At 51.3% G+C, this 13980-nt stretch carries 11 protein-coding genes; all 11 read left to right on the top strand.

Annotation, left to right across the window (positions count from 1 at the left end; translation table 11 throughout):
- The first annotated feature begins 99 nt into the window (after positions 1-99).
- Positions 100-1533 (top strand): undecaprenyl-phosphate galactose phosphotransferase WbaP, encoded by a 1434-nt coding sequence (wbaP, locus tag VH86_RS06685; protein WP_045832324.1) that lies wholly within the window; start codon positions 100-102, stop codon positions 1531-1533.
- Between the two features lie 298 nt (positions 1534-1831).
- Positions 1832-2962: a polysaccharide export protein gene (locus VH86_RS06680; protein WP_156149352.1), complete on the top strand. Its 1131-nt coding sequence runs from the start codon at positions 1832-1834 to the stop codon at positions 2960-2962.
- A gap of 9 nt (positions 2963-2971) precedes the next feature.
- Entirely contained in the window at positions 2972-3406 is a 435-nt protein-coding gene (locus tag VH86_RS06675; RefSeq protein WP_045832323.1) for a protein-tyrosine-phosphatase, read from the top strand.
- A gap of 12 nt (positions 3407-3418) precedes the next feature.
- Entirely contained in the window at positions 3419-5590 is a 2172-nt protein-coding gene (gene wzc / locus VH86_RS06670) for a tyrosine-protein kinase Wzc (RefSeq protein ID WP_045832322.1), read from the top strand.
- A gap of 62 nt (positions 5591-5652) precedes the next feature.
- Complete coding sequence (locus VH86_RS06665) at positions 5653-6789, top strand: EpsG family protein (RefSeq protein ID WP_038645948.1); 1137 nt, start codon at positions 5653-5655, stop codon at positions 6787-6789.
- Positions 6790-6801: 12 nt separating this feature from the next.
- Positions 6802-7533 carry an SGNH/GDSL hydrolase family protein gene (locus VH86_RS06660; RefSeq protein WP_045832321.1) on the top strand — a complete coding sequence of 244 codons (732 nt, stop codon included), beginning with the start codon at positions 6802-6804 and terminating at the stop codon, positions 7531-7533.
- A gap of 33 nt (positions 7534-7566) precedes the next feature.
- Entirely contained in the window at positions 7567-8748 is a 1182-nt protein-coding gene (locus VH86_RS06655) for an acyltransferase (protein WP_045832320.1), read from the top strand.
- A 69-nt stretch (positions 8749-8817) separates the two neighbouring features.
- Positions 8818-9735, top strand: a complete 918-nt coding sequence (locus tag VH86_RS06650; RefSeq protein ID WP_038645955.1) for a glycosyltransferase family 2 protein — start codon at positions 8818-8820, stop codon at positions 9733-9735.
- A gap of 73 nt (positions 9736-9808) precedes the next feature.
- Complete coding sequence (locus VH86_RS06645) at positions 9809-10561, top strand: glycosyltransferase family 2 protein (protein WP_045832349.1); 753 nt, start codon at positions 9809-9811, stop codon at positions 10559-10561.
- An 85-nt stretch (positions 10562-10646) separates the two neighbouring features.
- Complete coding sequence (locus VH86_RS06640; RefSeq protein ID WP_045832319.1) at positions 10647-11681, top strand: glycosyltransferase; 1035 nt, start codon at positions 10647-10649, stop codon at positions 11679-11681.
- A gap of 71 nt (positions 11682-11752) precedes the next feature.
- A complete protein-coding gene (locus VH86_RS06635) occupies positions 11753-13963 on the top strand; it encodes a phage tailspike protein (RefSeq protein WP_045832348.1) in 2211 nt (736 codons plus the stop codon).
- Positions 13964-13980: the final 17 nt, after the last annotated feature.

The following is a 13980-nucleotide window of genomic DNA, read 5'->3' as shown; positions in this document are numbered from 1 at the left end:
TGCCGCAGATTGCCTCCCCGTTAGCAGTGGATATATCGCTCGTTTATTACACAGGGCAGAGGCGTTAGGGATTAGGGAAATAAAATAAAAGAGTTAAATATGCGCGATAACCAAATTACATATAAAAGTCTCCTCACTAAAATTTTACTGGCGTGCTCGGATTTAATTTGTTTCAACGCGGCATTGTTTATTGCTCTGGCGGTGATTAATTCGTTCACAGATTCTCCACTGGCAGATATATCTGAAAAATACCTGCACTTAAAAATCGCCACTCATGTTTGCTTATCGATTATTTGCGTAGGCTGGTTCTGGGTTCGCCTGCGTCATTACACTTATCGCAAGCCATTCTGGTTTGAGCTGAAAGAGATATTTCGTACCATTCTTATTTTCTCTGTCATCGATTTGTCAATCTCAGCCTTATCGCAGTGGCAGCTGTCGCGCTTTGTCTGGGTCACCACCTGGATTTTGGCGCTGATTTTAATTCCACTGGCACGCGCCATCTCTAAGCGCGTACTCAATCACTTCGGTATGTGGAAGAAACAAACCATCATCATCGGCAGCAGCCGTAATGCTGAAGAAGCCTGGCAGGCGCTGCAGAGCGAAGAAGTGATGGGTTTTGATGTCATTGCCTTCTTCGATGTCGATGGCAGTTGCCCTCAGGCCAGCCTCTCTGGCGTGCCGGTGCTGCACAATGAACAAGAGCTGTGGCAGCTGACGCACAGCGAAACCCAGTTCATCGTGGCGGTGGAGTTTGAACAAAGCCAACACCGCGACAACTGGCTGAAAATGCTGGCAAAGCATAACTGCCGTTCAGTCTCAGTGATTCCAACCCTGCGCGGCGTACCCCTTTACGGTACCGACATGGCCTACATCTTTAGCCATGAAGTGATGATTCTGCGCGTGAACAATAATCTGGCGAAACGCACTTCACGCTTCCTGAAACGTGCTTTCGATATTGTCGGCGCTCTCGGCATCATCATTGCGCTGTCACCGGCGCTGCTGGTCCTCGGCTTTATGGTTGGACGCGACGGTGGTCCACCGATTTACGGTCATGAACGTGTCGGCATGAACGGCCGTAAATTCAAATGCCTTAAATTCCGCTCGATGGTGATCAACTCGAAAGAGGTGCTGGAGGAAGTCCTGCGCACTGATCCGGTCGCTCGCGCCGAGTGGGATAAAGATTTCAAACTGAAGAATGACCCGCGTATTACCAAAGTTGGCCACTTCATCCGTAAAACCAGTCTGGATGAACTGCCGCAGCTGTGGAATGTAGTACGCGGCGACATGAGCCTGGTGGGCCCACGTCCAGTGATTGAAGACGAACTCTGTCGTTATGCCGGTGATGTTGATTATTACCTGATGGCGAAACCCGGCATGACGGGATTGTGGCAGGTTAGCGGTCGTAACGACGTTGACTATGAAACGCGCGTCTATTTCGATTCGTGGTATGTCAAAAACTGGTCGCTGTGGAATGACATCGCGATCCTGTTTAAGACAGTGGGTGTCGTGCTGAAACGCGATGGCGCTTATTAAGAGAAGAAGGGCAGGGGACGAAGTCATTATCCCCGTCTGAAATGCCGGTGCTGGGAGTGCCTTAACTGACAACTGCCATTATCGAGCCTGAATAGAGTCGGTGACTTGCCGGCAGGGTAATCACCGACTTTACTTGATGTCGTCTCAGGGCACGGTGACAACATAAAACCAAGGGAGCGCATAATAATGACCCACAGTTTCAGTGTTTAACCCGTCAGTTTTATTTTTTTATAAGACGCTACACAGCGGCGTTTTCGCCTCTATCAATCATTAACTGATAGCGAAGAATCAGATGATAATGAAAATTAAATTGATACCTTTACTGGTATCCGCAACTTTTCTCTCCGGGTGCACCATTGAACCAGGTTCGCACCTTTCCACTGGCGGAAAAGATGTCATTGAGCAACAGGATAGCAACTTTGACATCGACAAATACGTCAACGTCTTCCCGCTGACGCCGCGTCTGGTTGAACAGATGCGACCGAGGCCTCTGGTTGCGCAGGCCAACCCGGCGCTGCAAACCGAAATTCAAAGCTACGAGTATCGCGTGGGCATTGGCGACGTGCTGAACGTCACCGTCTGGGACCACCCGGAGCTGACCACACCAGCGGGTCAGTATCGTAGCGCCAGTGACACCGGTAACTGGGTACAGGCCGATGGCACGATTTTCTACCCGTACATCGGTAAAGTACGTGTAGCCGGCCGCACCGTAACGGAAATCCGTGCTGAAATTGCGCGCCGCCTTGCGCAGTTCATTGAAAGCCCGCAGGTGGATGTCAATGTTGCGGCGTTCCGCTCACAGAAAACCTACGTGACCGGTTCGGTGACCACTTCCGGTCAGCAGCCGATTACTAACGTGCCGCTTACCGTACTCGATGCCGTCAACGCCGCCGGTGGCTTAGCCGCCGATGCTGACTGGCGTAACGTGGTGCTGACGCATCAGGGCAAAGAGCAGCGCATCTCACTGCAGGCGCTGATGCAAAACGGCGACCTGAGCCAGAACCACCTGCTGTATCCGGGCGATATTCTTTACGTTCCGCGTAACGATGACCTGAAAGTCTTTGTGATGGGCGAAGTGAAGCAGCAGTCCACGCTGAAAATGGACCGCAGCGGCATGACGCTGGCCGAAGCGCTGGGCAATGCGCAAGGGATGGATCAAACCACGTCCGATGCCACCGGTGTCTTCGTTATTCGTCCTATTCGTGGTGCCAACCGCACCAAGATCGCCAACATCTATCAGTTGAATACCAAAGATGCGGCATCGATGGTGATGGGCACCGAATTCCAACTGGAGCCGTACGACATCGTCTACGTCACCGCGACACCGATTACCCGTTGGAACCGTGTTATTTCCTCACTGTTGCCAACCATCGTGGGTATCGATGATGCCAGCGAGGCAACGCTACGTTTCCGTAACTGGGGTAACTAAGGTTTCCGCATGATTAAGTCCGTGCTAGTCGTCTGCGTCGGCAATATCTGCCGCTCTCCCACCGGAGAGCGCCTGTTCCAGCGCGCGCTACCTTCAACTCGGGTGGCTTCTGCAGGGCTTGGTGCTCTGAAGGGGTTCCCGGCAGATCAGACTGCCAGCGATGTTGCCGCTGAACACGGCGTATCGCTGGAAGGCCATCATGCTCAGCAGTTAACGGCCAGTATGTGCCGTGACTATGACCTGATTCTGGTGATGGAGAAGCGCCACGTTGAGCAGGTGAATCGCATCGACCCAGCCGCACGCGGAAAAACCATGCTGCTTGGGCACTGGCTCAATCAGCAGGAAATTGCGGATCCGTACAAAAAAAGTCGCGAGGCCTTCGAAGAGGTCTACGGGTTACTGGAAAACGCTACCCAGAAATGGGTCAACGTACTAAGCCGATAGTTGGGAATACCCATGAATATTAAAAACAAGGTTATGACCGCGCCAAAAGAAGATTCGAGTGGATGGGATCTGGCGCATCTTGTGGGACAGCTAATTGATCATCGCTGGATCATTGTGGCCGTTACCGCCTTCTTCATGTTGGCAGGAACGCTCTACACACTGTTTGCAACGCCGATTTACAGCGCCGATGCCATGGTTCAGGTAGAGCAGAAAAACACGGCTTCTGTTCTGAATGAATTGCAGGATGTGATTCCAACGACACCCGCTTCCGACACTGAGATTCAAATCCTCGAATCCCGTATGGTGCTGGGCAAAACGGTCAATGACTTAGGTCTGGATACCGTGGTGGAGCAGAACTACTTCCCGGTGATTGGTAAAGGTCTGTCGCGCCTGATGGGCAACAAGCCGTCTGAAATCGCCATTTCTCGCCTGGAAATTCCGCGCACTATCGATAAGCGTACGGTGCAGTTGGAAGTGACAGGGCCGCAGACTTATACCGTGACCAGCGAGGGTGATGAGCTGTTCAAAGGCCGCGTGGGTCAGTTGGAGCAGCATGGTGACGTCACTATGCTGGTCAGCGGTATCCAGGCTGATGAAGGGACCAGCTTCAACGTCACCAAACTCACTGACTTGCAGGCCATCAGAGCGGTGTTGAACGCGCTGACCGTCGCCGATAAAGGCAAAACGACCGGTGTGCTGGGTCTGGAATATCAGGATGAAGATCCGGTGCGTGCCAGCAAAGTACTGAATCAGATCGTGAACAACTATCTGCTGCAGAACGTTGACCGCAAATCTGAGCAGGCTGAGAAGAGCCTGGAGTTCCTGCGCAACCAACTGCCACAAGTGCGTAGCAGTCTGGATGATGCGGAGAACAAGCTCAACGCCTATCGCCGCCAGAATGAATCGGTGGATATGTCGCTGGAAGCGAAATCGGCGCTCGACTCCTCCGTTAGCGTGCAGAGCCAGTTGAACGAACTGACCTTCAGAGAAGCTGAAGTGTCACAGCTCTACACCAAAGATCACCCGACCTATCGCGCGCTGCTGGAAAAACGCAAAACCCTGGAAGATGAGCAGGCAAAACTGAACAAGAAAATTGCCGGTATGCCGCAAACCCAACAGGAAATTCTGCGTCTGACACGTGATGTGCAGTCAGGTCAGGAAATCTACATGCAGTTGCTGAATCGCCAGCAAGAGCTGGGTATCAGTAAAGCCAGTACCGTGGGTGATGTGCGCATCATCGACGGTGCGGAAACCGCCGGTAGCCCGGTGGCACCGAAGAAAATGTTGATTATTGCCGCCAGCTTTATTCTGGGTCTGATTATCTCGGTGGGTCTGGTGCTGCTGAAAGCGCTGTTCCATCACGGTATTGAGAATCCTGAGCAGCTGGAAGAGCTGGGCATGAACGTCTATGCCAGCGTACCGCTGTCAGAATGGCAACGTAAGAAAGATACCGAAGCGCTGGCGCGTCGTGGTCACAAAGAGAAGAGTGACCCACACAATACGCTGCTGGCGCTGGGTAATCCGACTGACCTCTCCATCGAAGCGATTCGTAGCCTGCGTACCAGCCTGCACTTCGCGATGATGGAAGCCAAAAACAACATTCTGATGATTACCGGTGCCAGCCCGGGTATTGGTAAAACCTTTATCTGTGCCAACCTGGCGACCCTGGTATCGAAAGCAGGCCAGCGTGTGCTGTTCATCGATGGTGATATGCGCCGTGGTTATACCCATGAGCTGCTCGGTTCGGAAAACAAAATGGGTCTCTCCAATGTGTTGTCCGGCAAGAGTGAGTTCTCACCGGCCATGATTCAGAAAGGCGTGTACGGTTTTGATTTCCTGCCACGCGGTCAGGTACCACCGAACCCGTCTGAACTGCTGATGCATCGTCGCATGAGTGAGTTGCTGGATTGGGCGAGCAAGAACTACGACCTGGTGCTGATTGATACCCCACCAATTCTGGCGGTGACCGATGCTTCCATCATCGGTAAGTTGGCCGGTACGTCGCTGATGGTGGCGCGTTTCGAAACCAACACCACCAAAGAGTTGGATGTTAGCTACAAGCGCTTCGCGCAGAACGGTATCGAGATTAAGGGTGTCATCCTGAACGCCGTGGTGCGTAAAGCAGCGAACTCCTACGGTTATGGTTACGACTATTACAACTACGAATATAAACAGAAAGTGTAACGCACCCTGTTATTGACTTAGAGGCGGCATCTGCCGCCTCTTTTTGCGTAAGGAATGACACCATGGCACCCTATTGGGTTATATCCGGATTGTTGCTTCTGATTTCATTGAGTGAGCTTATTGTCAAAAAAGATGAGCGCACCTCGGGTCTGATGCTCTACCTGCTGTGTATCGCCACCGCTATTCTGATTGTGTTTGCCGGGATTCGCGGTTTGGGTACCGGCATGGATGACCTGCAGTATCGGACATTTTATACCGGCTTTATTCAAAGTCTGCAGATCAACGGCTTTAGCGCCACCGTCGAGCTTTTCCGTTATGAGCCGCTGATTTTTGCCATCGCCTGGCTAACCAGCCTGATTTCCAGTAATGCTGACACCTTCTTATTTGTATTCAGCATTCTGGCGGTGGTGACCAACGCGGTGTTCTTCCGCAAAATGTCACCGTACCCGATCCTCGCGCTGGCACTCTATTCCGCCCATATCTACATCAACAAAGACATGAACCAGATTCGCTTTGGTCTCAGTTCTGCGCTGTTTTTGGGTGTGCTCTGGTGTCTGTATCTGAAGCGTTACTGGGGAGCGTTCGGCTTTTTCCTGCTCTCTTTCTTCAGCCACAACACCGGGATTATGGTGGTTACGGTCTTGCCATTCTTGTTTATCCGTCAATGGCGCTATTGGCCGGTGCTGATTATCTTGCTGAGTATCCCGATGTCGAAGTTCGGCGGGACAAACTTTATCAGCTTGATCAGTGCGCATATGGGCGCGATGGGGGAGAGGGCGGAAGGCTACAGTGCTGAAGCATCGAATACCGCGGATGGCAGTATCTTCTCGGTTTCTAACCTTAAAAACATCATGCTGGTGTGTATGTTTGTCTATTTCATGCTCAGCGATGAATTGAAACGCAACAACGCTGAGCAGTGGCGATTTAACTATCTGATGATTGTGACCTTCGCGCTGGGCGGGGCCATCAGGATCTTCTTCTATAACTATTCATCCGGGGCAAGGCTTTCCAACTACCTGTTGCAAGTTGAGCCTATTCTACTGACCTCGTTGATCTATCAATCACGGCAATTACTCAAACCGGCGATGTTCGCGATGTTCAGTTTCTTTCTTGTTTATTACCTCTACTACAACACCATCTCGCAGAAACAGGCCGTTGTCGGCTACGAGGTGGCGCAGGAGTTCAAAATCTTTAGGTAACAGAGAGGTAACATGACAAGAAAATTGATGGTTTTAGCCCTCGCGCTGGCACCGATTGCGGCACTGGCAGCACCGGGTTTAAGCACGTTGCAGATTGACGCTTTTGGTGATTCCACGACCGCGGGTGTCATCAGCAAAGACCGTAAAAGCAGCATCACCCAAGCCAGTGAAATCGGTGAATTGACGCAAATGCTGCAACAGCAGTATGGCGATCGGGTCAACATCGTGGTGAAAAACCACGGTGTTCCCGGTGCGCAGGCCGCTGAGTTGTTGTACCCGCATGGCGGTGATGATCAAAGCCATTGGGAGGACTTAATGAAAACCTCCCCGGCCAAAATCGTTTTGATCAACTACGCCATTAACGATGCCCGACACTATTTTTTCAAGGATAAGAAGGTGCACCTTGAAAGCCCTGAAGAGTATGGGCGGATTATCACGCGGCTGGTCGAAGTGGCGAAGCAGAACCATAAACAGGTTATTTTGCAGGAGCCGAATCCCATTTGCGGCAAAGCGGAACGTTGGAATGTTTGGCCCTACGTCTGGCAACTTAATCAGGTGGCTAAGCAGCAACAGGTTGCCGTGGTTCACCAGTATAGGGTGATTAAAGAAGATCGTGACTGGCAGTCGCAGATGTCTGACGACTGTATTCATCCGCTGGAGTCACTGTATAAAGCCAAAGCGGATCGTACCTTTAGTATTGTTAGCCCACTTGTTCAGCAAAGTCTTGCGCAGCAAAGCCCCTAACCTTGTTGTGTCGATTTTATAAGGGATCCTGATATGTACATCATGATTATGGTGGTTTCGTTCTGCCTTGCATTGCTCATTTTACATGCCTGCTCTTATCATCGCGGTATTTATAATGATAAAGGCGTGAAGAGTATTTCTGGCCTGCGTGCTTTCCTTGCCAGTATTGTCGCCTTTTCTCATTTTGTTCATTATATTTACGGGCTGGATCAACCGTGGATATATGATAAAAACTATTTTGCCTGGTTCTCTGAGGGCAATTTTTTTGTGAACTCGGGTAAATTCGGCGTCTTGCTGTTCTTTATGATTTCGGCATTCCTGTTCTATCGCTGGCTGGATAACGATACGCTCACCCCTGCACAGTTGAGTGGAAAACTCTGGCGTTCACGCGTTCGACGTATTGTGCCGATGTTTTGGTTCTCAGGTTTCGTTATCTTTACCATTGGTGCGCTGCAAGGTGCGCTGATGCCGCCGTTGCAAGCGCTGAAAGATGCCGTTTTATGGCTGCTGTTCATTGGCAGTTACAACGTTGGCGAGATGTCTACAGCGGTGGTGAACTCCGGCGTGGAGTGGACGCTGCGTCTGGAATGGCTGCTGTATTTGTCTATTCCCGTGATTTATTTCCTCAACCGTTTAACGCGCGGGAAATACAAAACTCTGCTGATCCTCTCGTCCATCGGCGTTATTTTCATCATTGCCGTCGCATTACGCTTATATGGGAAAACCTATACCGATCCGCGTCCGGTACTCGGCTTTGCGATGGGATATTTTGCTTATAAGTTCCGTGATAGATTTGCTGGTCTACGCCATTCACACAGTGCGGCAATCCTCAGCCTTGGATTGGCCGTATTCTCTCTGTTCTTCACCTCAAATACCTTCTTCTATGTCTTCTTCCTGATATCCCTGACGGTGATCTTCTTTATTGTCAGTAGCGGTAATTCGCTGATGGGACTGCTGGAAAATAAGACCTTGATGTCGATTGGTGAAGTGAGCTACAGCCTCTATTTGATTCATGGTGTGGTGCTGTACGGTATTGAACAAATTCCACCGACGTTATATCCGCATAATTACTGGATGTTTACGCTGTTATCTACACTGTTCTTTGTTGCGGCGTTTTATGTCGCAAAAATGACCTATCTTTGGGTGGAAAAACCGTTTATCGGCAGCAGTGGCGGTAAGTCTAAAGCAGCAACCAAAGCAGCAGCCGAAAATTAAGAATTTGACTGATTACCTTCGCTTAATATTCGTATTACTGTTAACCAGAAGTTTTTAGAGGTACTGGCAATGCAGGATATTCGTTTCTCAATTGTAATTCCCGCGTATAACGCGTCGAAGTCGATTGTAACGACGCTGGATTGCGTCAAAGCGCAAACCTATCGCAATTTTGAAGTCATCATCGTGGATGACAAATCGGCTGATGCCGCTGAACTGGCACAGGTGGTGCGCAGTGAGCGTTATCAGGATCTGGACATTAAACTTGAGCTGTCTGAGGTGAAACTCAACGGTGCCGGTGCTCGTAACAAAGGTATCGAACTGGCTGAGGGCGATTTCATCAGCTTCCTTGATGCCGATGATGAGTGGGGCGTCGATAAGCTGCTCACCGTTTATGACACCATCACCAAACTTGAAGCACAGGGTAAGTCGAACTATCTGATTTTCAGCCAGGTGAACATTCATCAGGATGGCCGTTTCCTCAAGGTGATGCCGATGCAGGAACCGGGCAAGAATGAAACCATCGCTGAATATCTGTTTGGCTGTTACGGCTTTATTCAAACCAGCACCATTGTGTTGAAGCGCGAAGATGCCGATAAAATCCGTTTTGATGCGCGTTATATTCGCCATCAGGATTACGATTTCTGCATCCGTGCTGACCGCATGGGCTATGAATTTGTGATGATCGATAAGCCGCTCGCCACCTACCATCTGGTGACCAAATTTGGTTCCAAGCACAAAGGCGAGTCGGTGAAGTACTCCTTCTTCTGGCTGGACACCATGAAGCCGCACCTCACGGCACGTGACGTCCATACCTATAAGGCGTTCAAGCTGCCGCTGCGCTACAAGATGGATGGTAAATCACTGCAGGCGAGCCTCAGTTTCGCGCGCTACTTCTTTCTGACCAATCGTGATAACCGGGCTTATTTCCTGAATCGACTGTTCGATAAGGTGAAGTCCCGTTTCTCTGGCGGACGAGCCGTCTCCTGATTCACTTTATATAAATTTCACTTGCTCCCGCACCGGGAGCAATTTTTTGGTTCCTGACACTCCGGGTATGCAAATGACAAATCATGTTGGCACCGTCGGTATCGTGATGCCGATGTATAACGCGCGTAAAACGGTATTGCGTGCGGTAGAATCGATCGTCAATCAGACCTATAGCGACTGGCATCTTTATTTAATAAACGATCAGTCCACCGATGATTCGCTGGCCTATGTACGCGAACACTGCACTGATGCGCGCATCACCATTCTTAACAATGACGTCAACCTCGGTGCGGCGGAAACACGTAACGTGGGTCTGCGTGCCGCGAAAGAAGAGATCATCGCGTTTCTTGACAGTGACGACGAATGGCACGCCGATAAACTCGCCGAACAGACTGCGGCGATCGCGGCGGGTGATGATTTTGTCATCACGCATTATCATTACAAAACCAAAACCGCCGACCACGATATTCTCTACAGCAAACCCTATCTGCAGCAGGAAAACTTCGTGAAGAAGCAGTATCGCGTCTGCTTCTCTTCCGTATGTTTCCGCCGTCCTCCTCAGGGCATCTTCTTCCAGCGTAAAGGGCATGAAGATTTCCTGTTCCTCTACGAACTGTTCCTCCGCTACAAGCAAGCTCGGGTGATCCAGAAGACGCTGGTCAACTATTACGAGCTGGGCGATTCCCTCTCGCGCAATAAGAATAAAGCGGCGAAATGGCACCTCGAATTATTAAGAATTATCTATAAAAACAATCCGTTAAAAATCTATTACTATTACGGCTGGTATATGGTGAACGGCGTTCTCTTCACCCTGAAGCATCGTTAAGACCCGGCATCCTTCGTGTTGTTACGACGTGAGCAGCACGCAGGCGTTGGGTCTTAAGTTCACATTTTGAGGTGGAAAGCGTTTTATGAAAAAGATCGTTTTAGTGATTAAGGATGCCTACTCCTACGCGGGCACGGAAAACATCTGTAATTTCATGTCGGAGTGCCTTGGAGAGCAGCACGCCGTCACCATTTATTCGCTGGAAGGGTACGGCAAAACCTTTTATCCGTTCGATCGCGTGAAAGAGATCGTCAGTTTTGAAGGGCACAGCAACCCGATTAAAAGCGCTGTCGCCAGCATTCATCAGCAAGGGTTCGACAGCGTATTTCTGATCAGCATGGGCCGCCTGAGCGTGATGTTCGCCTTCTGGAATTTGATGGCGATGAAGAAAAAACGCTTTAAAGCCTACGCCTGTGAACACATTGCGATTAACTCCTTTAGCAAACCGATCAAAGCGCTGAAATGGATGCTGCTGCGCTATTACGACCAGGTCATCGTGCTGACGGACAAAGATCATCAGGTGTTCAGCCGCTGGAATATCGCCAGTAAGCAGATCCCCAACCCGGTGGTGTACAAGGCCTTTCAGCGCCAGAGCCGCAGCCGTCAGGCGCTGGCGGTGGGGCGTCTGGACAATCAAAAAGGCTTCGACCTGCTGCTGGATATCTGGGCTGATTTTAGCAAAACCCATCCTGAGTGGACGCTGGTGATTGCCGGTGACGGTGAATTGCGTCAGCAATTGCACGATCAGGCTGCGGCGTTGGGCATCACCGACAGCGTGAATTTCGTCGGCAAAGTCAGCAACATCAACGATTACTACCGTGACAGCGACATGGCGCTGATGACCTCGCGTTATGAGGGCTTGCCACTGGTCCTGCTCGAAGCGAAATCCTGGTCATTGCCGGTGGTGGCTTATGACTGCCCAACCGGCCCGCAGGAAATCATCAACCACGGGGAAGATGGTTTCCTGGTGCCGATGAATGACAAATCGACGTTTCTGGCGCGGATGGAACAGCTGGCGAGTGACGATAGCCTGTTCTACGCCATGAGCGAAAAAACCAAAGAAACTGCGCTGAAGTTTGACGGTAACCAGATCAAACAAAGCTGGCTGGCGCTGGTTTAAGCGTCCGTTCTCGTGCCTCCGGGATCACATTTATGGCTGTTACGCAGCCCCATGACCACGGGATTGAAAGCATGAAAAGAAGAGAAGTCTTGCAAACTGCAGCCTCCTCCATTGTTGCCGCGCTCTCAGTGAGCGCATTTTCCAGCTATGCGGCAAAAAGTGGTCAACCTGCTTTGAAAGCTGTCGATCCGTCCAGCGTACCGCAGGGCGATGTGCCGATTTTAACGCCGGAAAATGTCTACACCATGCCACCACAGTTCTGGCAGAACTTTGAGGGCAAATTGTGGATCGGGCAGGCCGGTCAGGATGCCAGCAAAGCGGGCAATCAGATTCCGGTCTTCCTGCGCGATGCCAGCGGTAAAGTGTCACAAATCAGCCAGCCTATTGCGCTGAATAAGGGCAACTTCGCGCAATTCATCCACGATAATGCAGCGTTGATCGCCAATCCTTCGCACTCCATGGTGGTGGAAGACGACCAGGGGAATACGCTGTTTTCGATTGCAGATGTTTCGCGACCCAACCCGAGTAACTTTAGTCAGCGTCTGGCGCAGCCGAATGGCTATCAGTTGATTGGCGAAATCCCGTCGGTCGATGAGTTACGGAAAACGCGTCCGCTGTTCGCCGGCGCCAAAATCAAGCTGAAAAGCTGGCATGAAGGCTTAGAAGTGGGCGGCGGGGAATTCGTTGGCGCTTTTGGTGACGGCAAAGATGATGGCGGCGTTATCTTCAGTGGTAACGGTTTCTATTGGCGTCGCGTGGTTGAAGATTTTAACCGCCTGACGCTGTTCGATTTTGGCGCCATTGCCGATGCCAAAACCGATGCCGCACCGGCGATAAAAGCCATGTATCAATGGTCAATTGATGCCAATCAGCAGATCTGTGTGCAGTTCCCGGCAGGCAATTTCTTCGTCACCGAGTGCGATTTCGGTAATGAACAACGACGCTACTTCCGCATCTCCGGCGCGATGGTCAATTTTGGCTATTTCCCGGCGACCACCCTGACTTCAGACGGTCGCTCTGAATTCCTGTTCCAGGTGAACGCGCGTTGGACGGAAATCTCCAATCTGATTTTCAACGGCCAAAACGACAAGCGGCCTAATAAGCAGGGGCTGTTCCGCAACACTTGTCCCGGTGGGCAATTTTTCCGCGGTGCCTGCCTGCGCCTTAATCAGGTTGGCGGGGTGTCGTTGAGCTTACTGGATACGCTGGATTGTAAAATCGATCAGTGGTACGCCAATGCCTGTACCGGCGATGTGATCAAAGCCAGTTGGTCAGGCCAAAAGGCTGGCGCCTGGGATCACAGCACGGCGATTGAACTCTCCAACTTCAACGCCCAGCACTGTAAAGGCGGTAAGGTGTTGAATCTGCCGCGTTGCAGCCAGTCGATCATTCATAACGGCTGGATCGAGCACAGCGAGTTTCCCGGTGACATTTCCAATGGGCAGTGGATTATCGATGCGCTCAGCATTGAAGACTGTAAAAATCCACTGATCGCGCACAACTCGCGACTGAACATGCGCCAGACCAACCTGCAAGCGGGGAGTTGGATTGACAACTCGATGGAAGGCGAGCGTTGGCTCAACATCTGGGAGATGGGTTCAACGCGCGTGGAATCTTACGGCGTCGCCATCGATGGCAGCCTGAAATACAACTACATCACTTCACGCTTCCGCCTGGCGAATAACACCAACCAGGAAACCTGGTTTGAACTCGGTAACTTCTACTCACCTACGGTGGGTGACAGCTGGGAGATCGAGGTGTTTGGTCAATCGCAATTCAATAACGGCACGGCTAATCAGCCGTTAATGAACGTCATCGACGGCAAAGGCACCGGCGGTCGTGCGGTGATTCATCTGCAACGCAAAACCAAAAATGCGGAAGCCAGCTGGTCAGCCGAAGGCAGTTCACCGGTGGTAGATGTCCGCTTTGAACCGCGTTCAGAGACGGACACGAAAGTGTTCGTCAAGCTGGCTGGTTGGACACCTACCACCGCGATTTTGATTAAAAGCACCGCCAAGGACCGCTTCCTCACCGGACGCTGTGCGCGTGTGGATGCCACCATGGCGCAGGGCAGTCCTGCCAGCGGCAGCCAGCAGGCACCGCAGCGTTTCAGCCTGCACAACGGTAAAGCGGGGATCGGCGGTAACGAGCAGGGCGATCTGCTGTTGGCCTCGCGCGCGCTGAAACCGGAGCAGGTAGATACGCGTGCGCCGAAAGGATTTGTCTCGGTGGTGATTAACGGCGAACAGGTGGCGTTACCCTATTTTGCAGTGAAGTCGTAATGCTCGAACCGGAGAGG

This window comes from Pantoea sp. BL1 (assembly GCF_000963985.1).
Taxonomy (GTDB): domain Bacteria; phylum Pseudomonadota; class Gammaproteobacteria; order Enterobacterales; family Enterobacteriaceae; genus Pantoea; species Pantoea rwandensis_B.
The sequence above is the reverse complement of the archived record's forward strand: the minus strand, read 5'-3'. Positions and strand labels throughout refer to the sequence as shown.